The sequence below is a fragment of the Candidatus Scalindua japonica genome, from assembly GCF_002443295.1.
Taxonomy (GTDB): domain Bacteria; phylum Planctomycetota; class Brocadiia; order Brocadiales; family Scalinduaceae; genus Scalindua; species Scalindua japonica.
Genome location: NZ_BAOS01000031.1, coordinates 28,248 through 54,792, shown reverse-complemented (window position 1 = coordinate 54,792; position 26,545 = coordinate 28,248). Strand labels below are relative to the sequence as shown.

General features: G+C 40.4%; 17 protein-coding genes and 1 pseudogene. 16 read left to right on the top strand and 2 right to left on the bottom strand.

Annotated features, from left to right (window positions below):
• Positions 1-7 precede the first annotated feature (7 nt).
• The gene (locus tag SCALIN_RS17775) at positions 8-1,537 is read right to left on the bottom strand and encodes a sodium:solute symporter family transporter (RefSeq protein WP_096895803.1); all 1,530 of its coding nucleotides are present in this window, start codon (positions 1,535-1,537) and stop codon (positions 8-10) included.
• A gap of 464 nt (positions 1,538-2,001) precedes the next feature.
• Here SCALIN_RS17775 and thrS point away from each other — a divergent pair, with 464 nt between their 5' ends.
• The 6 genes from thrS to pheT all read left to right on the top strand — a co-directional run bounded on the left by thrS (position 2,002) and on the right by pheT (position 8,622).
• Complete coding sequence (gene thrS, locus SCALIN_RS17770) at positions 2,002-3,924, top strand: threonine--tRNA ligase (protein WP_096895802.1); 1,923 nt, start codon at positions 2,002-2,004, stop codon at positions 3,922-3,924.
• A 56-nt stretch (positions 3,925-3,980) separates the two neighbouring features.
• Positions 3,981-4,511, top strand: a complete 531-nt coding sequence (infC, locus tag SCALIN_RS17765; RefSeq protein ID WP_320410428.1) for a translation initiation factor IF-3 — start codon at positions 3,981-3,983, stop codon at positions 4,509-4,511.
• Between the two features lie 38 nt (positions 4,512-4,549).
• Entirely contained in the window at positions 4,550-4,747 is a 198-nt protein-coding gene (gene rpmI, locus SCALIN_RS17760) for a 50S ribosomal protein L35 (protein ID WP_096895800.1), read from the top strand.
• 36 nt (positions 4,748-4,783) lie between these two features.
• Entirely contained in the window at positions 4,784-5,137 is a 354-nt protein-coding gene (gene rplT, locus SCALIN_RS17755; protein WP_096895799.1) for a 50S ribosomal protein L20, read from the top strand.
• 289 nt (positions 5,138-5,426) lie between these two features.
• Entirely contained in the window at positions 5,427-6,446 is a 1,020-nt protein-coding gene (gene pheS, locus SCALIN_RS17750) for a phenylalanine--tRNA ligase subunit alpha (RefSeq protein WP_096895798.1), read from the top strand.
• 160 nt (positions 6,447-6,606) lie between these two features.
• The gene (gene pheT / locus SCALIN_RS17745; protein WP_096895797.1) at positions 6,607-8,622 is read left to right on the top strand and encodes a phenylalanine--tRNA ligase subunit beta; all 2,016 of its coding nucleotides are present in this window, start codon (positions 6,607-6,609) and stop codon (positions 8,620-8,622) included.
• Positions 8,623-8,879: 257 nt separating this feature from the next.
• Here pheT and SCALIN_RS17735 read toward each other — a convergent pair.
• Positions 8,880-9,889, bottom strand: a pseudogene (locus SCALIN_RS17735) (IS1634 family transposase); the annotation flags it as partial.
• Positions 9,890-10,211: 322 nt separating this feature from the next.
• On the opposite strand from SCALIN_RS17735, the gene egtD reads away from it, so the two are divergent.
• The 10 genes from egtD to SCALIN_RS17685 all read left to right on the top strand — a co-directional run bounded on the left by egtD (position 10,212) and on the right by SCALIN_RS17685 (position 26,373).
• Positions 10,212-11,213 (top strand): L-histidine N(alpha)-methyltransferase, encoded by a 1,002-nt coding sequence (gene egtD, locus SCALIN_RS17730; RefSeq protein ID WP_162532390.1) that lies wholly within the window; start codon positions 10,212-10,214, stop codon positions 11,211-11,213.
• A gap of 67 nt (positions 11,214-11,280) precedes the next feature.
• On the top strand, positions 11,281-14,688 hold the full coding sequence (locus SCALIN_RS17725) for an IscS subfamily cysteine desulfurase (RefSeq protein WP_096895793.1): 3,408 nt from the start codon (positions 11,281-11,283) through the stop codon (positions 14,686-14,688).
• Positions 14,689-14,703: 15 nt separating this feature from the next.
• Positions 14,704-18,624, top strand: coding sequence for a mechanosensitive ion channel domain-containing protein (locus SCALIN_RS17720; protein WP_096895792.1), 3,921 nt, complete (start codon positions 14,704-14,706; stop codon positions 18,622-18,624).
• Positions 18,625-18,946: 322 nt separating this feature from the next.
• Positions 18,947-19,453: a hypothetical protein gene (locus SCALIN_RS17715; protein ID WP_096895791.1), complete on the top strand. Its 507-nt coding sequence runs from the start codon at positions 18,947-18,949 to the stop codon at positions 19,451-19,453.
• Between the two features lie 148 nt (positions 19,454-19,601).
• Positions 19,602-21,386 (top strand): oligoendopeptidase F, encoded by a 1,785-nt coding sequence (gene pepF, locus SCALIN_RS17710; RefSeq protein ID WP_096895790.1) that lies wholly within the window; start codon positions 19,602-19,604, stop codon positions 21,384-21,386.
• A gap of 230 nt (positions 21,387-21,616) precedes the next feature.
• Positions 21,617-22,411 carry a ribonuclease H family protein gene (locus SCALIN_RS17705; protein WP_096895789.1) on the top strand — a complete coding sequence of 265 codons (795 nt, stop codon included), beginning with the start codon at positions 21,617-21,619 and terminating at the stop codon, positions 22,409-22,411.
• Positions 22,412-22,495: 84 nt separating this feature from the next.
• Positions 22,496-24,034, top strand: a complete 1,539-nt coding sequence (locus tag SCALIN_RS17700; protein WP_096895788.1) for an SDR family oxidoreductase — start codon at positions 22,496-22,498, stop codon at positions 24,032-24,034.
• A gap of 52 nt (positions 24,035-24,086) precedes the next feature.
• Positions 24,087-24,371 carry a hypothetical protein gene (locus SCALIN_RS17695; RefSeq protein ID WP_096895787.1) on the top strand — a complete coding sequence of 95 codons (285 nt, stop codon included), beginning with the start codon at positions 24,087-24,089 and terminating at the stop codon, positions 24,369-24,371.
• A 181-nt stretch (positions 24,372-24,552) separates the two neighbouring features.
• Positions 24,553-24,798 (top strand): hypothetical protein, encoded by a 246-nt coding sequence (locus SCALIN_RS17690; protein ID WP_096895786.1) that lies wholly within the window; start codon positions 24,553-24,555, stop codon positions 24,796-24,798.
• 300 nt (positions 24,799-25,098) lie between these two features.
• A complete protein-coding gene (locus tag SCALIN_RS17685) occupies positions 25,099-26,373 on the top strand; it encodes a pentapeptide repeat-containing protein (RefSeq protein WP_096895785.1) in 1,275 nt (424 codons plus the stop codon).
• Positions 26,374-26,545: the final 172 nt, after the last annotated feature.

Sequence of the window (26,545 nt, the reverse complement as noted above, 5' to 3'; positions counted from 1 at the left end):
TTCACTTTTAACTTTTTAATGGTTTTCCTGAGAAAATAACACCAATACCAAACGTCCATATCGACCCTATAATAATCGACCATTTCCAGGATATTTTCTCAATTCCCAGTGGAGAAAGAAGGGTTGAACGGATTTCCTGTAGCGGCCCAATTGAATCAGCCGTTAAAAACAGGACCATAAGCACACTCGTAACCATTATTGCAACATTGGCAATGTCATTACCGCGTTTATTTGTGAGGACCGCAATGAGGAAAACCCCAATCATAGCACCGTAGGTATAACCAAAGGCTTTGAACCCAAGCCATAAAACAGATTCGGTTTTACCACACTGCATTGCCACAAACGCCAGAATAGCGGCAAATATAATCACAGAGTATCTGGATAAAGTAACAGCTCCTTTCTCATCTGTTTCAGGTCTTATATATCTTTTGTAAATATCAATATAAAATGTGGAAGAGAGAGCATTAAGAGCTGAATCAAGAGATGACATGGCAGCAGCAAGCAGTGCAGCAATCAGTAACCCCCGCAATCCGGGAGTAAGTACTGTTTTTATGAAATGGGGAAAGATATAATCATTATGTTGTGCCGTAGCAAAAGCATCTACCGCAGCGTCAGGAACAACTTTGTAATAGGCAAAAAGGGCAGCACCCACGCTTAAAAAAAGTAATGTTATGGGGAAATTAAGTGCTGCCGTCCATAGTAAGGCCTTTTGACCTTTTTTTACATGGTCGCATGTCAACATCCGCTGTACGAGGTCCTGATCGGTACCTAACACCGCAAATGTTGTGAAACACCCAAATAGCAGACCTGCAGCAAGGGCATTGGGATTGTTGAAATTCAAAAAAAATTCAGGATGGGACGGCGAAGCAGAGACATGAAAAATCCTGAATTTCTCAAATTCAGACCCAATCTGAAAAAACTCATTAAATCCCCCCGGAATTGCAGACCAGATAACAGATAATGTTACAATTGCTCCACCCAGGAGAAGGAAAAACTGAAGCGCGTCTGTCCATATGACCGCCTTAATTCCTCCCAGGGCAGTGTACACAAGCGCTACAACCGCGATTAATACAATTGCTCCGTTAAGTGGAATCTCAAATACAACAGAAAGCGCTATGGCACACCCTGCCAGGCGAACACCACTTGCCACTATACGGGTAAGTATAAAAAACCCTGTCCCGGCATCACGGCTCCTTGGACCAAAGCGCTTTCCCAGAAACTCATAAATGGTAGTTACCTGGCTCTTGTAGTACGCTGTTAATAGCAGGGTTGAGACGAGAATGCGTCCGGCCAGATCACCGATTGCCAACTGAAGATAAACAAAATCACCTCCAAACGCGGCGCCCGGAACACCTATAAATGTAAGAGCGGAAAGCGAAGTGGCGTAAATGGAAACCATAACAGACAACCATGGCATCTTACGACCACCAAGGAAGTAGTCTTCAGATGTACTCTCCTTTTTACCTGCCAAAAAACCAAAGGTGGTAACTACGCCTGCATAGGCCAGAAGTACGAGCCAGTCAAGTGTGGATATCATTTATAATCAATAAATTACACAAAAGTTGCTACCATCCATTAAATAAATCAGAAAATCTAGGCGAAAGATCGGAGTAACAGGCAATATTTCTTCTTACTCTGATCTTTCGCCTCTTATAATGTTATTATATGCAAGAGATTACAATTTGAAAATTTAGTTGTCAACAGAAGAGTAGGCATCGCTGCAATTACCCGTCATTGATCGGCGGGTTTATTTCAGGGACTATATCCCTGTTCATCTTTAGTGTGTTTTATAAGGCTAAAATAACTGGAGCAAATGTTAAATCTCTGGTTTCCATCAACCCTTTCTTAAGGATTGGGTAAAAATTCATATCTATCATTAATAAGTGGTTTATATATGAAATATATAAAATACTCGACTTATTTGTTGAAATGAAGATAAAAATCGGGTAAATTGACTGTTTCCCATAATGTGCGGAAAAATTACTATTAATTGAGAGAAAAATGGTTAAGATAACTCTACCCGACGGTATTGAAAGAAAATATGAAGATAAGGTCACTGTAAAGGACGTGGCTTGCGATATTGCCGGACAGAGCCGAGGTATGGCAATAGCCGGTAAGGTTAACAGCATGCTTGTCGATCTTGAGAGCCAGATCGAAACAGATACGGCCCTGGACCTTGTGATGGCAGACTCTGAAGATGGACTGGAGATACTCAGGCATAGCACCGCCCACGTTATGGCCCAGGCAGTCACTAATCTATATCCGAATGCCAGGCTCGGGATTGGCCCTTCCATCAAGGACGGTTTCTACTATGACTTTGATCTGGACACAACCCTGACAGAAGAAGATCTTGAGAAGATAGAGGCGGAGATGAAGAGGATTATTGAGTCTGACGAGACATTTGACCGTTTTGAAGAGACCAGTGATATTGCCATAAAAATGATGAAAGAGTCTGGGCAGGATTACAAGGTTGAGTTGATTAAGGGCCTGGAAGATCAAACTATTTCCTTTTACAGACAGGGTGATTTTGTGGACTTGTGCAGAGGCCCGCATTTGGCAAGTACTAAGAAGATTACGGCATTTAAACTGCTAAGTGTTGCCGGAGCATACTGGCGCGGTAAAGAAACCAACCCGATGCTTCAGAGGATATATGGTACGGCGTTTACAAATAAGAAGGATTTAAGGGTACATTTGAAGCTTTTAGAAGAGGCTAAAAAACGCGACCACAGAAAAGTGGGTACCGCGTTAGACCTTTACAGCTTCCATGACCAGGGTGGTCCCGGTCTTGTATTCTGGCACCCAAAAGGAGCAAGAATAAGGAGCATTATAGAAACATTCTGGAGAGAAGAGCATTATAAACGAGGATATGAAATAGTTTATAGTCCTCACATTGCAAAAATAGATCTCTGGAAAACAAGCGGACATCTGCACTTCTATAAAGAGAGTATGTTTTCCCCTATAGAAGTTGACGGGCAGGAGTATATATTGAAACCGATGAATTGTCCTTTTGCAATTCTTATGTACCAGACAAAGGTCCGTAGTTATCGCGATCTGCCGCAAAGGTGGGGTGAACTTGGCACTGTTTATAGATATGAGAGATCTGGTGTTTTGCATGGACTTTTGAGGGTCCGCGGTTTCACTCAGGACGATGCCCATGTCTTCTGCAGGCCGGACCAGTTAAAGGATGAAATAGTTGGAATTATAGATCTGGCGCAATATATGCTGGAAAGTTTCGGGTTTAATGAATATGAAATAGAACTTGCGGTGAGAGGTAAAGGAGAATCCGAAAAGTATATAGGTGAAAATGAAAATTGGGACCTTGCCGAAGAGGCTTTAAAAAACGCCCTCGAACAGAAAGAGTTGGAATATACGAGGGAGGAAGGGGAGGCAAAGTTCTATGGGCCGGCAATAGATATAAAAATTAAGGACGCGCTGGGAAGGGGTTGGCAGGGGCCAACTATTCAGGTAGATTTTAATTTACCTGAAAGGTTTGACGTTAACTATATCGCTTCTGACGGCAAAAAGCATAAAGTGGTGATGGTACATCGTACCGTGCTTGGCGCCATGGAGAGATTTGTCGGGTGCCTGCTGGAACATTATGCCGGTGACTTCCCTTTGTGGCTGGCGCCTACACAGGTAAGAATTTTACCAATAACAGATGCCCATGATGAATATAGTAAAAAAATAAAGGATCGATTATCCGAGACAGGGATCCGAGCTGATTGTGATTTAAGAAACGAGAAGACCGGCTTTAAGATCAGAGAAGGTACATTGGAGAAAATCCCTTATCTACTCATTATAGGTGATAGAGAGGTGGATGAAGAGACTGTGTCAGTCAGGAGCCGTAAGAATGGAGATGAGGGATCTCTGCCGTTGTCAGAATTCCTTGTGCGTGTTGAAAGAGAGGCTAAGAATAGAACTTAAGTGTCTCTTTATATTTGGGAGTTTGCGTTTACCGGGTATTTTTGCACTAAATGTAAATTCTGAACCTTTTAAATGGGGGTGTAGAGATCTCGAAATATCAGAGAATTAATGAAAGAATATATGCTAAAACTGTGAGACTTGTTGCTGAAGATGGTACTCAGTTGGGTGTATTAAAGAAACACGATGCACTCAGCAAGGCAATGGAGCTGGGGCTTGATCTGGTTGAAGTTTCACCGGATACTGATCCGCCAGTGTGCCGTCTTCTGAATTATGGTAAATACAAATATAAACTGAGCAAAAAGTCACATCAGAAAAGCCGAGTTGTTCAATTAAAAGAGATCAGGGTCAGACCAAAAATAGGCGCGCATGATTTGCAGACAAAAATCAAGAATGCCAGGAAATTTCTCGCAAGAAAGGACAGGGTCCTGGTTAACATGATGTTCAGAGGTCGAGAGAGGGCACACAGGGATATGGCTAAAGAAATATTTGATGAAATTATCAGGTCTCTGGAAGATATTGCCAAGGTAGAATCTCAGGCAAAGTCAACGGGGAGAAGTATGGGGATTATCTTAACACCGAAAGTATAATAACAGAGTTAAAGCTTAGAAAGCAAAGGAGTATTGGAATGCCAAAATTAAAAACACATAAAGGTCTTACGAAAAGGGTCAAAGTTTCTCCTAACGGTAAGATTAAGAGAAGGAAAGCTTTTGCCGGCCACTTAATGTCAGGGAAAACCGGTAATCGCAAGAGAGCGCTCAAGAGAACTAGCCTTGTATCTAAGGGATTTATCAGACCGTTGATGCGCGCATTAGGAAAAGCATAGTCATTTTTTAGAATAAGCACAAGAAAGGTTTTTAAGATGCCAAGAGTAAGAAAAGGATCAGCAAGGAAACAAGCAAGGAAAAGACTTCTCAATGAAACAAAAGGGTATTGGGGCGGTAGAGGTAACCTATATAGAAAGGCAAGTGAAACGTATGTGAGGGCAATGGCCTTTGCGTATAGAGACAGGAAGTGTAAAAAGAGAAATTTCAGAAAACTCTGGATAATACGCATAAATGCGGCTGCTAAAATGCGCGGGATAAATTATAGTCGTTTTATCAATGGGTTAACAAAAGCCAATGTTGTAGTTGACAGGAAAATATTAGCAGAAGTAGCAGTAAATGATCCTGCAGCTTTTGATGAATTGGTCGAGTTGTCAAAGCAACATGTTTAAAGTCTGGATGCATATACATGCATTCTGGCTTTTCACTCTTTCTGGATTGTTCTTTTGACTGACAATCCTTAATAACCAATCCACAATTTAGAATATTGTTATAGTAAGACTCTTTCTTTTAGCCTGCCTGAAACAAACTGCTCAGACTTGAAGAAACTGGTATGGTCCATGGAACCCCCGTGAAAGCGGGGTTGACACATGGGTTATGCAGCATAAAATCCCACTTAATATTTAACGATTACGATTGCACATTATAATTCCTCCTTGAAAAAATATTTATCATCTGATTATGCAGGAAAAATTAAGCGAAATACAAAATAAGGCGAAAGAAGACCTGGCGAAAGCCGGATCTCCGGAAGAAGTAGAAAAGATAAAGGCAAGATATCTCGGGAGAAAAGGCGGCATTATTAACGAAATAATCAAATCAATTCCCGGTTTGCCTCCCGAACAGAGATCGTCTACCGGAAAGTCGGCAAATATACTTAAGCAGGAAATCAGTAAATATATTGAAGAGGCAAAAGCGAAGTTTGTTGGCAAAGATCAGGCTTTGGGGTCTAAAGAGATTTTTGATTTGTCTCTGCCTGGCGAATACAAACCCTATGGGCATAAACATCCGCTCACACAGACAATCGATGAAATTAAAGAAATTTTCAGAAAGTTATGTTTTGATATAGAATACGGCCCAGAGGTAGAGCACGAATACTACAACTTTGACGCTCTGAATATCCCCTCGGATCATCCTTCCAGAGAAGATTTTGATACATTTTACCTGGGCAATAAACGCCTCTTGAGAAGCCAGACATCAACTGTCCAGATAAGAGTGATGGAAAAGAAAAAACCTCCGATCAGAATGATTGCCCCGGGAAAGGTTTTCAGACCGGATACCGTTGATGCTCGACACGCTTCGATGTTTCACCAGATTGAAGGGCTGATGGTTGATGAAGGTGTCAGCTTCAGCGATCTGAAATATGTTTTAACCCTGTTTGCCCAGTCGTACTTCGGGCAGGATATAAAGATGAGATTCCGTCCTTCATTCTTCCCCTTTACCGAACCCAGCGCAGAAATAGATATTTCCTGTTCTATCTGTAAAGGAAAAGGATGTAGCGTCTGCTCCAACAGTGGATGGGTTGAGGTTCTGGGCGCGGGAATGGTGGATCCCAATGTATTTGACACTGTTGGCTACGATTCAGAAAAATATACCGGATTTGCATTTGGAATCGGCGTGGAAAGACTTACCATGCTAAAGTATGGAATAGATAATATCAGACTTTTTTTTGAAAATGATTTGAGATTTTTATCACAATTTTGAAATCTAAACATGGCAGTACATTCCTCAGAATGACATGCTGACTTGTCATTCTGAATGCAGGCCTGCCCGAATGGCTAGTCCAGGCGGGCCTGCCCGAATAGGTACAGGCACGGAAGCAGAATGAAGTATCTAACTTAATCAATTGTTTATCTGAAAACTTATGAAAATCAGTTACAACTGGCTAAAGGATTATTGTAAACACGATCTTTCCGTAGAGGAATTGGCAGAATGTTTAACGAATGCTGGACTGGTAGTTGACACTATGGACCCTGTAGATGATGATTATTGCCTGGAGGTAGAGGTGACCTCAAACAGGCCTGACTGCCTGGGCTTTATAGGAGTAGCAAGAGAAGTAGCCACCATCGTTAGCGGAAAACTTGAAATTCCGGATGTGGGTTATGATACAACTAATGAAAATATAAATGATATAACGGGTGTCACAATAGAAGAAAATGAATTGTGTCAGCGATATACGGCACAAATTATAAAAGATGTGAAAATGGGGCCATCTCCGGATTGGCTGAAGAAGAAAATCAGTAGTATCGGGTTGCGTCCTGTAAATAATATAGTAGATATTACAAACTACGTATTGATGGAGAGTGGTCAGCCTTTACATGCCTTTGACTTTGATAAGTTGAGTGAAAACAGGATTGTTGTCAGAAAGGCAAAGATGGGTGAAACTATGGAGGCAATTGATGGCAGCAGGTGTACATTTTCTGATGACATGCTGGTGATTGCGGATTCGCAGAAACCGGTTGCTGTTGCAGGTATAATGGGAGGAAAAGAGACAGAAGTCTCAGAAGCAACAAGGAACATCCTTCTGGAAAGCGGCTTTTTTGATCCGAGAAGTGTGAGAAGAACATCCAGAAAACTTGCCCTGATGTCTGACTCGTCTTATCGTTTTGAGCGACGCGTTGATCCTGAGTGTGTCGACTGGGCATCAAAGAGAGCAGCCAGGATGATATTAGAAATAGCGGGTGGTACTATTGTGGATGGCATAATTGACCAGAACTTCCTGGAAGAAAAAAAGGTGTGTGTTACTTTAAGTATGTCCCGTTTGAACCGACTGTTGGGACTTCAGATAGAAAAAGACACGGCGAAGAATATTCTGGAACACCTTCAGTTTAGAATAAATAGTGAAACGGAAGATGGTTTCAGCGTGGATGTGCCCAGTTTCAGGGGAGACGTTTATCGGGAAATAGACCTGATAGAGGAAGTTGCCAGGATACATGGATACGACAAAATTCCCGTGAAAAGTAGTATAGGTGTGAAGCTGGCACATGATAATAAGTTTGATAAAATCACTGAAAAGACAAAAAATGTTATGGCCGGACTGGGTTTTAATGAAGTTATTACCGACAGCATTGTAGGTGATTCACAGGATAGATATGGTACCATCTGGTCTGAAATGAGCAGTTTGAAGATCCTCAATCCGATACGTCAGGACGAGGACCTTCTAAGGAAGGCACTGGTACATAATCTTCTACGGGTAAAGAAACATAATCAGAACTATGGTGCAGAAAAAACTGATATATATGAATTGTCTAAGGTTTATCTGCCTCGAGAAGATGACCAGTTGCCGGAAGAGAAAGAGTGTTTATGTATTCTCGGAGAGGATGGGTACCTGGCTTTAAAAGGCGTTATAGAGACAATACTCATTCATCTTAATATTGTTGAAAGTCTAGAAAGTAAGTTTTTTGATTTTGCTCTGTTCAGCTCTCAAAAATCTGCAGAGTTGAGGCTTGGAAACACGGTTCTGGGATTTATTGGAGAGTTAAGCAGAGAAGTAATCAGTGACTATGATTTCAGGAGTAAGCCGTGCGTAGCTGAACTTGATTTTAACTTACTGCTAGATAAAACAAACCTTGATAGTTCATACCAAAAAATACCATCATTTCCCATAGTGACAAGAGATCTGGCCATCGTAAGTGATGAGCAGGTCACATGGGCAGATATAGAAAAATGCATTGAGTCCCTCAAGATAGACTATGTTAATGAGATAAAATTCCTTGATGTATACAGGGGCAAACAGGTTGAAAAGGGTAGGAAGAGTATCGCATTCAGAATTGTATTCAGGGCAGATAACAAAACATTGAAGAGCGAAGAAGTAGATATCTTGCAGGAAAAGATTCTTGTAAATCTTAACAATTCTCTTGGTGTAAACCTTCGTGAATAAATTCCGGCTAGACCAGCTGCTAAGGGGACCCCTTTGTGAGTAACTCAAGGTGAGACTCTCTGCCGAATGGTCTCTTCGTTCCAGATGTTTGTCATACTATACCCATCACGAATTGGTTTTCGGTTTTCTTTACCAGATTTCGCAAGAACTTATAGATTTTTCTCAATCACAAAATCCTCGACTTAGCATTGCTATGCAAAGTTCGACAAGCAAAAGTTGTATCTCTAATAATTGCAGGCAACTAAGTTTTCCGCGTCTCAATTTTCGGCACTACATCTTTGGGTCTTAACCGATGATTTCATATGTTTTCTCTCCAAAGAAGTATGTTTAATATGTAGCTTATTGTAAATCATATATTGCTTTTCTGTGGATGTTATGCATGTTCTGACGTCAATAACGTGTCCATCCTCTGTGTTCATAGTGGTTGTTACCCTTACATGTGTTGCAAGAATATTACGAATCGTATTCCAATTATAATGCACATCCGCTGTTCGTAACTTTTTTAATATCCCTGCAAGCATATGATAAGCCAATACCGTGATATGTACATGAGCAATAGTTGGGATATCGTCATGATGAAAGTTTGGACACAAACCCAGATTGCCTTTCATGTTTCTAAAACTACCTTTTTCTTGAGCGTCCTTTTCTTCTTTAATCCCTCTTGTATCGCTGTTAACTCTTGTTCAAATTTCTGCTCACGACGGAAAAGAATTGCACTCTCTTTGGCCTCTTTTGCTTCAGAGTGGCATAAAAGAAACACCTCTTCTTCTGTTCGGGCTAATTTCATACTCAATATTGTTTTCCCCTCCGATAATGCGACCTTCTCCTCTTGCACTCCAGACCAGAGGGCATCATCATACGTTCTCTTGCGTGAGACTGCTATATATTTAAAGCCGTTCTTTTTAATCAATGCAATATTATCTTCCGTAGCAATCCCTGCATCCATAACAATCGTTCTCTGACTCGAAAACAAGCTTTCTTCTTCTTTTAACCCCAACAAAATACCCTCAAGCGTATCCGGCTCTGACACATTGCCTTTCCACACTTTGCTCTGCTTAGGAAATCCCTCTTCATCTATTGTAAGCGATAGTGTAACCATTGGACAATCATTGCGCTTCTCTTTTGATTTGCCATACCCAGCTACTTTACTACCTCTCTTGCTCCCTTCAAAATAGGTGTTCGTTAAATCATCTTTAAGTGCATAGGCTGTCTTTTTGCTCCATCTTTTTTCATTCATTGGATCACCAGCGATATCGTTTTCCATTATTTTCTCATTTATATCTAAAATCTCTTTTTTTTATTATACTCTTCCGCCTCCAATCTCTCTGATTCTCTCCATGCTGCTATGGTTTCAATCTCCTTGATACCACTGGCAATCTTTTTAAAATTTTAAAATAAAGTTAATGCTTGTGTAAAAGTGTTAGCGTTATTGTTCCAGTATTGAATATTTTTAAATTTAAGCAAATTTAATACCAAATTCTTTTGTCATAACTGAGGCTAGTTTTATTGTGAGTTTTCTTGATTTTCAAGTGGAGTATATTGTAATATAAATACTTTATAATAGTGATTTTAGATATGGAGTAAATAAAGTGACAATTTCAGGAATTGAAGGACGATTTTCACTAGTAACAATCGATAGGAAGAATTTCATAAACAACTTCTCCAGAGATGTTAAAAGCGGTCTTACTTCTGAATCAAAGCACCTCCCCTTTGTCTATTTCTATGATCATGCCGGATCACAGTTATTTGAGAAAATCTGTGGACTTCCGGAATATTACCTGACACGTACGGAAACAGATATCCTTGAAGCAAACGCAGATGATATTGTTTCCCTATTTACGGGAGAAACAGTCCTCGTCGAATTAGGTAGTGGTAGTTCTACAAAAACAAGGATACTGATAGAGGCGTTTCTTGAACGTCAGCGCCTTGCTCATTATACACCTATTGATGTCTCCCATAAGATACTTGAGGAGAGCGCTTATTCCCTGCTCGAAGCATATCCGGATCTGGTAATAAACGCCATTGCTGCCAGGTATAATGAAGGAATTGATCACCTGAACATCCTGAAAGAGCAACAGAACCTGATTACATGGTTAGGATCAAGTATAGGCAATTTTAATAGATCTGAGGTAACTGATTTTTTACGACATCTACAGAAAATAATGCTTCCCAATGACAGGTTTCTGGTAGGTATTGATTTGAAAAAAGAGAAAACTATTTTGGAAAATGCCTACAATGATACACAGGGTGTTACTGCAGAGTTCAACTTAAACCTCCTTACACATGTAAATAGAGAACTGGGGGGCAATTTTGACGTAGATAAATTTTTTCACAAGGCAATTTATAATGAAGAAATTGGACGAATTGAGATGTACCTGATCAGTCATATAGATCAGAAGGTTTTTATCAGTGAACTTGATTTAGAGGTTTCATTTATGGCTGATGAAACTATTCACACGGAACACTCATTCAAGTATTCTCCAGACGATATTAATGCTCTGGCAGAAGAGACAGGTCTTTATGTGGAACAACAATGGTTTGATACTGAACAACTTTTCAGCCTGAACCTTTTCGCACCAGCTGCTGATTAAAATTTTAACAGGGCGCACCTTTTACCGTAGTGCATACTGTTACGACAAACTTTAAAAGGAATATTTAATGGGATCAAAGAACAGTAGTAATGAAAAACATGCAATCTGCGGTATTTGTCCTGCTGGGTGCTGGGTTACCGTCAGCTATGATAAGGAGGGAAGGATTGCGGAGGTAAGACCTGATGAAAGCTCTCATCTAGGAATGATTTGCAAACTCGGTGAACACTCTTCTGAAATTGTATATTCCAAAGACCGGCTTCGCTATCCGCTGAGGAGAAAGGGCCCAAAAGGTACCTATGAGTTTGAGAGAATTTCCTGGGACAGTGCCTATGAAATTATCGTTGAAAACTTAAATACTATTAAGGAGGAGTCGGGCCCGGAGGCTACTGCTATATACACAGGGAGGGGAAGCTTTGAGCTTTCCATGTGTGATGTGTTTCAGCCAAAGGATGTGGCCGTATCTTCTGCGTCAAGTGTTTTGTTTCCATTTGGTTCTCCAAATACTCTGGGAGTAGGTGCTCTCTGCTACGTCTCGTTTGCTATGATTGCGCCTCATATCACTATGGGGGGGATGTTGATTAATATGTTTTCCGATATCGAGAATGCCCAGATGATAGTGGTATGGGGGACAAATCCTGCAACCGATTGTCCACCGCTGGATCTTAACAGGATTATCAGTGCACAAAAACAAGGAGCACAGGTTGTTGTTATAGATCCGCGGAAAACCATGACGGCAAAGCTTACTGATGCAGAGTGGATTCCAATACGTCCTGGTACTGATGGCGCCCTGGCTCTCGGTATGTGCAATATTCTTATAGAAGAAGAACTCTATGACGAGGACTTTGTAAAAAACTGGTCAGTTGGGTTCGATGACCTTGCAAGATATGTACAACACTTCAGGCCGGATGCTGTTGAAAACATTACGGGGGTTCCTGCTGACACAATCAGGTCTCTTGCCAGAAGAATTGCAGAAGTAAATGGTGCATCTCCGGTTATGTACAGCGGGCTTGAGTATAGTGACAGCGGTGTGCAGGCAATACGAGCGACAATGGTCCTCTGGGCACTTGGGGGACAGCTTGATGTGCCGGGAGGGCGTTGTTTTACGATGAAAGAAAACAATTTTCCTTTAAACCGTGAAGGTCATATTCCCAATCCTGATGTACGAAAAGCACTGGGCAGAGATCGCTTTCCTGTTTACAGTCAATATCGGGGGGAATCCCATGCAATTGCATTACCGGAGTCTGTCCTGGAAGGAAAACCCTATCCTATTCGTTCTCTTATCATACTTGGAGGATCAATTATTACTTCCTGGCCTCAACCGGCTATCTGGCGCAAGACATTGAATAATCTTGATTTTCTTGTAAGTATTGATCGTCAATTGACAGCAGATGCAGCGTATGCAGATATAGTCCTTCCCGCAACTACCATGTATGAAATTGAATCATATATGACGTATGGACCGATCTTTCGAATCAGAGAGAAAATTGCTGAGCCGGTAGGTGAGGCGCGGAATGATTTCTTTATTTTGACAGAACTTGCTGAACGTCTTGGCTACGGGCATCTTTATCCGGCAGATGAGGAAGAACTCCTTCGACACGTGCTAAAAGGGTCCGGTTTTTCCCTTGAAGATGTTCGGGGTTCAAATGGAACAGTACAGGTGCCATCAGTCTTAACGCAGTACAAGAAATGGGAGAAGGGATTACTGCGTACTGATGGTAAGCCCGGGTTCGAAACTCCGACAGGAAAGTTTGAAATAGCTTCCACAATACTTGAAGAGCATGGGTATGACCCTCTACCAGTCTATACAGAACCTGGTGAAGGACCTCACTCTCAGCCAGATCTTGCAGAGGAATTTCCCCTGATATTCAATTCGGGATCACGTGTAACTACAGATTTCCGTTCACAGCATCATGGCGTCTCAGGGCTTCTGAAAGAGAGGCCTGAGCCAACGGTAACAATCAATACCCTGGATGCGGAAGCTCGTAGTATCAAAAGCGGAGACCTTGTGGACATTATGACTAAGCGTGGTAAGGTTACCATGTGTGCACTGGTCACCGATGATATTGTTCAGGGTGCCATTGATGCCAATATGGGTGGCGGCGGACCCGTTGGGCCGGAGAAGTGGCAGAATTGCAATGTAAATGATTTGACTGATCTCCAGCGGTATGACCCAATATCTGGCTTTCCTGTATATAAAACTCTCTTGTGTGAAGTAGTTAAAGTAACAGAGAGAGACAAGGCACTTGCGGTAGATTCAGGTGAATACAATGATACTACCGGGATGATAGAGTCAGACTCAGAGTCTCAGCATATTGAGAAGCGTATTTATCTTGATCACAATGCCACAACTCCTTTAGACCCGGAAGTCAGGAAGATCATGCTCCAGTTTGCTGAAAATGGTCATGGAAATCCATCCAGTATCTATACCGAAGGAAAGGAAGCGAGGTTTGCTGTTGAGGCGGCGAGGCGAAGTGTTGCCCAGTTACTCAATTGTACTGCAAGGCGGATAACCTTTACCGGTAGCGGTTCCGAGGCCAACAATCTCGCTATAAAAGGAGTTGCTTTCGCAAACTGGAACACAAGGAACCATATTATAACCACTTCCATAGAACATCCTTCTGTTATTGATACATGTCAGTGGCTTGAAAGGCACGGGTTTACCGTAACATACCTCAACATTGATAAAACAAAGAAGATTAACCAGGAAGAGTTGAAATCTGCAATTACAGATAAAACATGCCTGGTGAGTGTGATGATGGCAAACAACGAGACCGGTTCAATTAATCCGATAGCAGATCTGGTCACGATAGCGAAAGAACGGAACATTCTGTTTCATACTGATTGTGTACAGGCGATTGGAAAAATTCCAATAGATGTAGAAGCCCTCGGTGTGGATTTGCTCACAATGTCTGGGCATAAAATATATGGCCCGAAAGGTATTGGGGCTCTTTATATTCGAAAAGATGTTGTAATGGAGCCACTGGTGAGTGGTGGGAAGCAGGAGAATGGAATGCGTGCGGGTACAGAAAATGTATTAGGGATTGTCGGGCTGGGCAAGGCAGCAGAGCTGGCGGTTCAACGAATCCATGAAATGGTCAGGATCAAAAGGATGCGTGACAAACTGGAAAAAGGGATACGCGAATTAATGAAAGATGCGAAGTTGAACGGAAATCCGGAGGCACTGTTGCCAAACACATTGAATATGACTTTTCCCGGAATACGTGGAGAGTCGGTAGTTCTCGCCCTGGACCAGAAAGGTGTTTCTCTCTCTTCCGGGTCGGCATGCCGGGCCGGTTCACCGAAGCCTTCACACGCATTACTGGCAATGGGACTTTCCGAAGAAGAGGCGCATTGTGCTCTGCGTTTTTCGCTTGGACTTGGTAATACGATGGAAGAAATCGATCGCACTATTGATCTTCTTGGAGAAGTCATCAGAGACAAGAAGACCATGGTACGATTCATACCCTGCCGATAATGGAGACCAATCTAAATGAACAACTCATTTATTCCTCGACATGCCTGCCTTCATAGACATTTCTATGGGGTAAAACTACCGATATTCAAAGGATGTCTAGTAGCTCTATCGATTACAATCATCATCTCTTTTTCTTCTCTGTCTGCGTTTTCAGATGTTGCACATAAAAAAGAGAAAAAATTACAAACACCGACCCTCCATAATCTAAGTAATAGTGAATTACTTAAACAGGCTCAGACCATAATTAATGAAGCATCCGGCAGGTTTCTGGCACAGTTACGCAGGGTAAACAAAGGCGGAATATTGCTTGATCATGGAATGGAGGAAACCGGATCTTTAAAGATACCTGAAGAAAAACCTAAGATTCCATCAGACGGCATCCTCCCTGTAGAAGTTGCCAGAATTACTCTGGGTCATACAAAGAAAAGGCTTGATGCTTATAAAAACCGACTTGAGTTGATTCACGCAGAAAAGATGCTTTTAAATCAGCAGATTACTCATATAGAATCAGCTCAGTCAGCCGCCAATGCTTTTGTTGAATCACTTGAAAGCATGATGCCATTTCTGTTTGAAATCAATTTACGAGTCAATGATGGAACGCTGGCATCTGAAGAGATCCCCGACTTGTTTAACCCACAAAGGATGGAGATACAAAAGCAGAAATTTAAGAGTCAACAAAACAAGTTGAAGAAGGAGGCAGCGACTACTCAACAGAGACTTGGTAAAATTGCTCCACGTATCGAAGAAACCAGAAAAGAAATTTTCAAGGCAGAAGCCCAACACTCTTCTGCTAGGGAAATATATTTCCAGGAACTTCACCGGCAGGACCTGGAACAGGAATATCTGAGACAGACACTTGAGAGACTACAGGAAAAAATTTTAGAGTTACAGAAAGAACGGGTATGGCTAACTGAAAATTTTAATCTCTCGCTCAATAAATTCAGAAGCAGTCAAGAGAATGTAGTCCGGGTACAGAAGGAACTTGAAGAACTTTCAAAGCCGAAAAAAACAAGGTATCATGAAAAGCATGTTGAAAAAGACCACCACTCTATTAAAAAAAATCATCACGCAAGTGAGAAAGATCACCATACAACAGCAGAAAAAGATCATCATAAAACCATTGTTACTAAAGAAAAAATCTCTCAACAACATGGCACAAGAACAAAAAAACTGAGAAGACTCCGGTTGGAGCTGCAGTCTTTGATAGAGAATGGAGAATCTCTTAAAGGAGATGCTGTAATTCTCAGTGAACATCTTTTCAAAATGCAGGTTATTGTTGAAATTCATGAAAATTCTGTTGTTGAGGGGGAAAGTGTACCAGATTTAATTTCGGAAGGCAACCAATCCGATACTATCATAGCTGCAGGAAATAGTGTTTCAGAGTATATATCAGAAGCTTTGCTTGCAGTTCAGAAGGCCAGGGATCAGCTTGTTCTGGTTGACGAACAGATAGCAGAATACGAGGCAGCCCGGAAAGAAGAGGCAGATAGCCTGGCAAGTCTGAAAGAAATTCAGGAGTCAGCTTTACATGCCAAGCAATGGGAGTCAACGCTTAAAGAAATGTCAATTCAACAGCTTGTTCAAAGTTTTAAGAAGAGTTCAGAAAAACTTAGGGAAAATAGCATTACTTTGCAAAAGTTTCGTGATAAATTTAAAAAAACTCAAATGGGAGTTGAAGAGGCAAAGCAAAAACTTGGATATTTAAAAGACCCATTATTGCGTTTAATACAACATGAATTCCTGGAGGAAAAGCAAAATATTTTAAAAAAACTCTTTAAACTTGCCGGATTAAATTTACCGGAGGAATTAACACGAGCTTCGTTTAGATCAGAATCATCCACTGCTGCTGATAAAGTAAATAAAAACCCCTTAATCAAATATTCGAATAATAACACCCTTACTTCTCAGACAGTGCAATACCAGAACCTGCTATCAACCAGAATCAGAATTATTGAAGAACAGCAGAAACAACGCACAAAACTCCTGAATGTTATTAAATCTCTGAATCAACATGTTGAACAATATGTAGTCATGCTGTCTGAAACCCTGGAACTGGCAATGAAGCATCATGCAAATGCCAAGGAAATAAAGAAGCGTATGGGTCGTGGTCAACTGAGTAGTAATGAAATTCCGGATGGTATTACTGAGGCTTTATCACACGATCTGATAATTCAACCTGAAACAGAGATAACAGAATTGCTGAACTATCAGACGAACGTCAAGCGACAGATAGAAGAACTTCACCAGCCGGATGTAGCACTCAGAGAAACCCTGCCCTTGTTAAAGGAAATGCGGAGTCTGGTCAGCAAACGACTTGATATACTCCGGGAATTACAGAAACAGGACCAGGACTTTCAACAAAAAAGGGAGGATCTTCCTGAGACAGCATTGAAAAGTCTCGAACAAACAGCTCTTCGCCATATGGAGTCTGAAGATAAAATCATAGAATATTTTCTCAGTTTTGTGCCGTCAGAGCAGACGAAAGAACTGAGTGATCTTTTGCGTGCCTATTATGTGGAACTGGCGGAACTGGGCATGAAACGGGAGAATCTGAAGGAGCAGAAAGGAAATACCGAACACTTGATACAGCTCGCAGAAGAGGAAGAATCAATTAGTCAAAAACTGTTACTGATTCTTAATAAGCAGGCAGTGCAATTAATACATGAAGAAGAAGAGGAATGGATAAAGATCAGAGAACAATTTGGGCCCCATAAAGCAGAGCCAGGTCACCATTCATCTAGAGCAAAAACAGGGCACCATGCACATTCACAGGTGCCGGTTTTGGAAAAGAATAAGGCCGCTCTGATTAAAGAGCTGGCTCCGCTTCTTTTCTTTCGTCACATGAAAATCATGGCAGTAAATAAGTGGACCCGTTTCTTCGAACAGAAGCTTTCTCCTTCAGGCATTGAGGTAGAAATCGATACATATCATGAAGGACTGGGAGCGTTGAATGCTAAAGCCTCCAGCATTCAACGCCGAATTCAATATATTGCAGGTCATTCTCCGGATGAGTTGACAAAACTGGAACCTGATGAAAAACCCGAAACTGCAATTGACATGCTTCAATTTCTGCAAGGTGAGATTGGCGTATTACGGCCGGAACGTTACAAAATACGAAGACAGGAGATAATCCTTATTTTAATAAAGCTGGTAAGCATTGTTCTGATTGCCATATTTCTGGTATGGTTAGTCAAACGCGTGATCACCCGGTTCATGACATCAGATATTGAAAAAAAACCACAAACTAAATTTGTACTTTCCTTCTTAAAGACCTTTTTAAAGATCAGTATCTGGATTATTGCTATTGTTATGTTAATGAGCAATCTCGGCTTTAAAGTAGGCGCTTTTCTTGCGGGTCTGGGAATAGGCGGTTTAGCAATTGCCCTGGCGGCAAAAGAGACTCTTGCCAATATATTGGGTGGGATTATGATTTTCATTGAGCGTCCTTTTACTATTGGTGATACAATACAAATTGGATCTATGCAGGCGGGTAAGGTAGTAGATATGACATGGCGTACAACAAGACTGATTAATCCATTCGATTATCATTTTAGCGTACCAAACAGCCAGGTAGCAGAGTCAACTATACTGAATTATACAAAAGCACTTCCGGGTGGTGATTACATTAGCGTTTATGTAGCACCTGACAATGATCCACAGAAAGTAATTCAGTTGATAAACCAGGCTTTATCAGAATGTACATTAATTAAGCAGGATATGGCAAAAGGTACCATGCTGGCAGGTATGCAGGTTTTTGAGAATGCAAGTATGATGCAATATTGGCCCTGGTGGTATGCGGATGATTATCACAAACGATATATGATACGTGATGAAGTATGGAACCGCATCTGGAAGCATCTTCACGAAGCAGATATCGAACTCAAAATCAGACCTTTTGAGTTGGCGAAGAGGGATAATGTAACAAGTCAGAAATAGCACCTGTTACTACTATGTTGAGGGCAGTAGAACTCAATTGAGTATCTCATTACAATGTTTCTCCTTTGTACATCACGGAGAAGAATGTTTTATATTGCAAAACACACCCATGCTAATATAATTAGACTTTGTTGTAGAAATACGTTTTTGTCATCCTCAACGCGTTTCAGGATCTCTTAACATATTAACTACATATAGATTTTGAAATAGATTCAGATTGAGATTTTTGGACCTTGGATTTCCTTTAACAGATACAAATTGCTGTCTGTATGAAGATGTTACTGGTTTCAGGTCGCTTCTCTATTAAAATAAAGGAACATTTATGATTATTAAAATGGTATCAATAATAAGTGCTGTGCTTCTTGTCGGACTGTTTATAACATTAAAAGCATTTGCGAGTGAATTGAAAGAACCTGACCCTTCGTTCAAACTGGCCGCCACTCTTTCTCCTATTGATGGTGGGCAGCTTTATGTTGGAGATATTGACAGAAAAAAAAAGACATTCCGCCTACATCTTCGTCATATAGGTAAGGATAGCAACTGGGTTTACTATTATGAGAACGCCAGTGCTTTCGTGAACGAGGACGGCTATGTAGAACTTGATAATGCACAGGCATCTATAGTATATCCCCAGTATACATTCAGTATTATCGGTAATACTTTTCGTAAAGCAACAGTTAGAATTCTCTTCAACCCTCGTGATGATGGAAAAGGTTTTTTCAAAGAAGCCGGACAAGTTATCTACCAGCAATGTGCTACAAATACGTTTGAAGCAAAAAATTGGAAATGTACAGGTTGGGAATATCTGGGAACACTGCCAGGATTTTAACTGGCATTAATAATTTTTAGGGGCACGATGTACATCGTACCATTATTTTTCAATTAGATAGGGTTTTTATTTTAAACCTTTTAACCGAAATAAAGACACACTTGTTGTGCTCTTCATGTCTTTGTGTGAGGATAAATAATTTAATAATATGAGTAAAAATAAAACCAGAGATGAGATAGAAGATAAATACAAATGGGACCTGTCTGTTTTGTACGAATCAGACGAATGTTGGGAAGGTGATTACAAAAAGTTGGAAACTCAGCTTTCCCAACTTCTGGAGTTCAAAGGTTTTCTGTCTGAATCCCGTAAACTCGATCAGTTCATGCGGACATATATTGACTTTTCTATCGTTAAAGAAAATTTATATGTATACGCGAACGTACGTTTTTTTGAAGATACCGGTAATACAACATATGAAGAGATGAAGGGTAGAATTGAACTGCTGGTTTCAAAGATTTCATCAGAAACTGTTTTTATAAAAAAAGAGCTATCCTCTCTATCAGAAGAAGATATCGAGAAAATAATTAATGAAAACTCTCAATTGTCAGGGTATCGATTTTTTCTGGATGGCTATGCCAGGTACCGACCCCATATCCTTTCTGAAGAGTCAGAAAAGGTTTTGGCAGAACTGGGGATTGCTCTGGGAAAACCTGATGATATTTTCTCGGCCTTTAATGATAACAATATTTCATTCGAGCTATTTGAACATAATGGAAAAGAGGTCCACCTTTCTCACGCTAAGTATGCCCAGATATTAGAATCACCTGATCGGGAACTTCGTCAAAAGGCATTCGAATACTATTACAAGCCTTTCCTGCAGAATATAGATGTGCTGGCAAATACCTATGCCACAACAGTACTCACAAATATCAAACTGACTAAGATCCGTCACTACAAGTCGATGCTGGAAAGTGCTCTCTTTCCCGATTATCTTCCAACCACGGTCTTCACAAATCTGGTTGAGGTTGCGAAAGAGAATATCGATGTGATCAGTGATTTCAATTCTCTGAAACGGGAAGCGCTTGGAGTTAAGGAACTGCACTTCTATGATAATTATATTCCCCTGGTTCCTGATGTTGATAAGGAGTATTCCTATGAAGAGACAATTGATCTGGTCCGTACGGCACTACAACCCCTTGGCTCAGAATATATAGAGAAGTACGATGCTACAGTTAACGCACGGGTAATTGATGTTTTTGAATCGGTGGGTAAAAGATCGGGGGCGTTTTCATGGGGGAGTTACGCGAGTCGAGGGCTGGTTTTTCTGAATCACACGGGAAAGTTTTCTGATGTTTCAACATTTGCGCATGAGTTTGGTCATTGCCTGCATCGGGATTACTCTATTCAAAATCAACCATTTATCTATTACCAGAACCCGATCTTTCTGGCAGAGATAGCCTCAACATTTAACGAGGCTCTATTATTTGATCATATGTCAAAGATTGCTGATTCACTAGAGGAGAAAAAGTTCTTTCTCTATCACAACATGAAAAGGATTGAAGCCACTTTCTTCAGACAGACCATGTTCGCAAGTTTTGAGAAAGAGATTCATGTGATGGCTGAATCAGGCCAGGTATTAATCGCGAAGAGTATCACTGATATCTACCGCAAGAATCTTGAAGCTTATCTTGGAGAAGGAATGGTTATCGATGAACAGTTGCATTGCGAGTGGGCACGGATACCCCATTTCTACAATGCTTTTTATGTCTACAAATACGCTACCAGTTTGTCCGCCGCAATAGCCCTGGCTGAACGTGTAAGCTCATTTGAGGAAGGTGCGGTGGAAGATTATCTGAAATTTCTGGGAGCAGGTTCACACAAAGAACCACTTGAAATACTGAAAGATGCCGGAGTCGACTTGACGGGAAAAAAGGTGTATGAAGTGACGATAAATAAATTCAGGAAATTATTAGAAGAATATAAATCCTTATAGGGGCCTTTCTTCTCTGCTATATAGTAATAAACTGCAGGTTTGCTGCATAATATTTCATGATTAGACATTAAACCTTTCTCAGACGTTTCACCTTAAAGCTCTTGACAACCAGATTTGCTGTCGTACAATTGGCAACACAATTTATTTAAGGAAGTAAGAACTTGAAACTTTGAATCCTGCCAGGGAGAAAAGAACTGAATATTGTTCTTTCTGAACTATAGGAAAAAAGCATGCCGAAAAAATATTATGTCGTATGGGTCGGTCGTGAAACCGGTGTGTTCACCAGTTGGGCTTATACCAGAAAGCTGATTGATAAGTTTCCACAAGCAAAGTACAAATCGTTCAAAACGCGTGATGAGGCAGACACTGCTTATACCACAGGACGCTATACTTATGGCAAAAACATGGTGAAAGGGGAGGCAAAAGCGTCCACGATAAAGACGCAAACGGCCGTGAAGAGTGCAGCTGCAAAACCGCCAGATATGCCTATTGCATCATCGAAAAGCTTTAGTGTTAATATTTACTGTGATGGCGCCTGTGATCCAAACCCGGGAGAAGCAGGATCGGGTTTGTCCGTTTATCGTGATGGAAAGCTGTCAGAACTATGGTATGGTCTATATAATTCACAGGGGACAAACAACTCAGCAGAACTTAACGCTTTACATCAAGCATTAACCATTGCAAAAGGAGAAATAGAAAATGGCAAAGATGTTCAAATATTATGTGATTCACGATACGCGATTGATTGTATAACTAATTGGGCATTTAGCTGGAAGAAAAAGGGGTGGAAGAGAAAGAAGGATGGAGACATAAAAAATCTTGAAATTATTCAGCAGGCTCATGAATTATATAACAGGATAAGAAACAATGTTCTTGTTTTACATGTTCAAGCTCATATTGGGATCGAAGGTAATGAGTTGGCAGATCGTATGTCTGTTTTTGGTATAGACCAGCAAGCTCAGTCTTTCTGCAGATATTCTGATATAATCGATAAACAGAAAATACTAGCTTTTCGGACTGGGTGATTTTTCCCATCAATGTCCAAATCAACAAACACATAAAATCCACTGCATCAGGAACCGCGAAAAGGCAATTTTACAAGCTGAATTATGAAAAACAGAAAATATACATTACAAAACATACAAGAATGTATTGTAACCCTTGAAACTTTGGTTAAAGACAGCAAACAGCTTGCCTCTTTAAGCAGTCATGAAAAAAAAAGATTATTTACGGCAGCGGGTAAAATTGCAAGGCCATCGACTGAAGAGAGGAAAAAGCGCCGTAAAGATGAAAAGATTGCAAAAAAACAGGGACTAAAAAAAGCGGACCGAATTGCCAGACGCAATACCGGAATACGTGATGCCAGACGAAAAGAGGTATTCAGTGCTCCGAAAGAATTGCCGATGGACCGTATCGAATTGGAGCTTAAACCTGAAGAACTGAGTTCAGGGCGTAATTGTTACGTCTGTAAAGCTGAGTTTACAACGCTTCATCATTTTTATGATTCTATGTGTAAATCCTGTGGTGATCTGAATTATAGAAAACGGTTTCAAACAGCATCACTTAACGGGAAAGTTGCGTTAATTACCGGATCACGGCTCAAGATTGGTTATCATGCGACATTGAAGCTGCTTCGTGCTGGTGCTACGGTGATTGCCACCACTCGTTTCCCTGTTGATTCTGCAGAGAGATTTGAAAAGGAAGAAGATTTTGTTGATTGGAAAGGGCGTCTGCATATTCATGGACTTGATTTGCGTCATACTCCAAGTGTAGAAATTTTTGCCAGCTATATAGAGCAGAGCTATGATCGCCTTGACATACTGATTAATAATGCTGCTCAGACTGTTCGACGTCCTCCAGGATTTTACGCGCATTTAATAGAAAATGAATCAAAACAATTAGACGGCTTATCGGAAGATGTACAGTGCCTTCTTGGTGACTTTGAAGCCTGCAAAAGTCAGTTGACAGTGCTTTGCCGGAACGGAACAGAACAAAGCGCCTCTCTTCCTGTTACATGGCACGGACAAGGTCCTGGGATTGGGTTGCGTGCATCCGCAAGTCTTTCGCAAATTCCGTATAAATTTGACAATTCTATAGTTGCCGCTGATGTATTTCCAAAAGGCAAATTCGATGTTGATCTTCAGCAGGTTGATTTACGAAAAACAAATAGTTGGCGCCTGAAGCTTGGTGAGATTGAAACCCCGGAAATGTTGGAAGTACAATTGGTGAATGCTGTCGCTCCATTTGTTTTGTGTAATCGCCTGGCGAATTTGATGAAACGCAATAATACCGGACAAAAACACATTGTGAACGTAACAGCAGTGGAAGGAAAGTTTTACCGATTTAAAAAGTCAGATCGCCATCCCCATACAAATATGGCAAAGGCCGCATTAAATATGTTGACCCATACCTCCGCAGGCGATTTTGCAAAATATGGTATTTTTATGAATGCAGTAGATACCGGTTGGGTGACTGATGAAGACCCGACCGAACTTTCACAATTTAAACAAAAAGTACATGACTTTGAACCCCCCTTGGATATTGTGGATGGTGCGGCGAGAGTTTGTGATCCGTTCTTTGATGGAATTCTTACGGGTAAGCATTGGGTCGGGAAATTTCTGAAGGACTACTTCCCAATCGACTGGTAACTTTTCCTTTTTTCATTGCTATTTTTACCATTACTTTTACAATCGTACAGTCATGATTAGGAAAGAAAAGAAGGGTAACTTTATTCAAAGCGGTACTTTCTCTACAAAATATCAGTTCAGTGTCGGCAAGAAAATAAGCCAGACTAAACTGTCTAAATCCAAATATAACTCTTTGCTTCAAATACAACGCCTTGATCCTGTAAAGATTATGACTGACCAGCAAAAAAACAGGTCCTGGTGGATATTTCAGGATGGGTTTTACATAGAGAATGAAGGTATGACAGAAAGTAATGTAAAAGCCTTTGCCTTAGGAAACCGCGGGAAGAAGACGAAATAAATTGTGATATTCGAATTGAAATTTCAGGTTTCTATCAATAATTATTTTGGAACTAAGCTTTAAATATTTTGATATGTAGTCAAATTATTCTTAGCATTATTTGCTGCTTCTTGTCCTCGCCGCCTTTTGCCATACGAGCGGTGGATGAAGTTATTATTACAAACTAAAAATAAAATTAATTATGGAAGAATTTCCCAGGAAATTAACTGCGTATTTAAATACACTCAACGAGGAGGAGAAGGATGAAAAGGCCAGACTGTTTCACTCATTAATCGAAGAAGCTCAAGCCCATAAATTCCAGAGCCCTCGATTCTGGGCTATGAGGCAGATTCTCTCAGGTAGATCTCTGGAGCAAATAAAAAGAAACATTAAAAAGAGAGTCACAAAGAAGACAGATAGATTCGGGGAAAGAAATGACACAGGTTAACAGAAAAAAAGAGAACTATTATTTATTAAAAAGTGAAAAATATGGTGTGCGCGACTATTCTTTCAAACTAACATCTCATCACTACTAACAAAATCAGAAAAAACAATAAAGTTAAAATTTCTAAAATGCTAATAAAATAAAATTAAAATCAAAAAGATAGAATAATAAATACTCACACAAAGTCACGCACACCACGGACGAAATTGTATAAACAAATCAGAGAAAAAGCAAGCGAAAAACTAACGGCTTGAATAATTGTGTTATTGGTTTGGATGACTGAAAATTACTGTCTGGTAAATAATGGCAGATATCACCCGAGAAAAAATTATAAAGAGAATTAAGAGAGGCCAGAGTCTCGAAAGAGCAGACCTGAGTAAACTGGATTTCAGCTGTGCCGATCTCAGCGATGCAAAATTTCGAGGCGTCAGGTTCACCGGTGCTTTTCTCGGCTATGTCAACCTGAGTAGAGCAGACCTCAGTGGAGCAGACCTCAGCAATGCCAAACTTCACGATGCTATTCTTGAAAATGCAAATCTTAATAATGCGAATCTGGATGGTGTCAATCTCAAGGACGCTAACCTCAAAAATTCGGATCTCAAGAATGCCAATCTTCAAAATTCAAACTTAAAAAATGCCAATTTGAGAAATTCATGTCTTGTGTCGGCAGATTTCGAGAACGCTGATCTGACAAATGCGGATATCTCCGGTGCAAATATTTTTCACTATAAAACATATGGATGGAAAATTGATGGAATTAAATGTACACATATTTATAATTATCCATTTTTTGCATCTGAAGTAGAACGGGTAGGGAGCAGGGTAGAATTTGCAAAAAAACAGTTTGAAGAGAAGTATAAAATGATACCGACTATTAAACTTTTACTGAGCGGAGGTTTACTCATACCGGATCTCTATAAGATATGCAGAATAATTGGAAAAATAAACAAAATGTATAAGGTAGAGATAGGTATTGTTGGGATGGAATTGGAAATGAACAGAATCATTTTCACGTTAAAAGATGATAGTAACAGCGATCTGGAGAAAATTGGGGGTATGATTGTGCAAGAATATGAAAATCGTGATCTTGACAACAATCTTTTAGAAATAATCAAAAAGAATAAACAGTTGTGTGTCGGTCTAAAAAATCTTGATATTTATGAACCTCACCTGGAGGCGCCTAATGTATTCAGTCAGCCTTTCCAGGTGACGGTGGATATTGTGAATAAAGGTCTGATTGATCGTCCTGGAATGGTGATGAGGCCTGACTCAGCCTCGGTTCAAGAGATCAAAATGTCTGTTATAGACAACTATATCAACAACGAAAAAGAAATTAACAAGGTCCTGATTGATTTCGATACCATGGTGTCAAAAGAAATGCAAAATCAGGTTAAAGGGTTAAAGAACGCTCTAAAGAAGAAAAAAGTGGATGATGTATTAGTGGCATGGAAGATGATTAAGAAGATGTTTGACAGAACTGAAGAGATAACAGAAACTGATAACAAAGCTTCCCCGTTACCTTATAGAGCTATTGAACTGTATCATAAGTTAGATGGTTGGTTTGGTGAAGTGAGGTGAAGAGTCTTTAATTGAGAAGTAACCTATAGTGACAGATATATAAAATCGAAAGAGAGGAGCTCTTTTGTTGCAAAAACCCAGGAATGGAGTGAAAGACTGTTTCAATATTATACAAATGAGAAGCAATGTACCAAACGAACCCTTATTATTTCAACGATGGTTCTCTATGGCT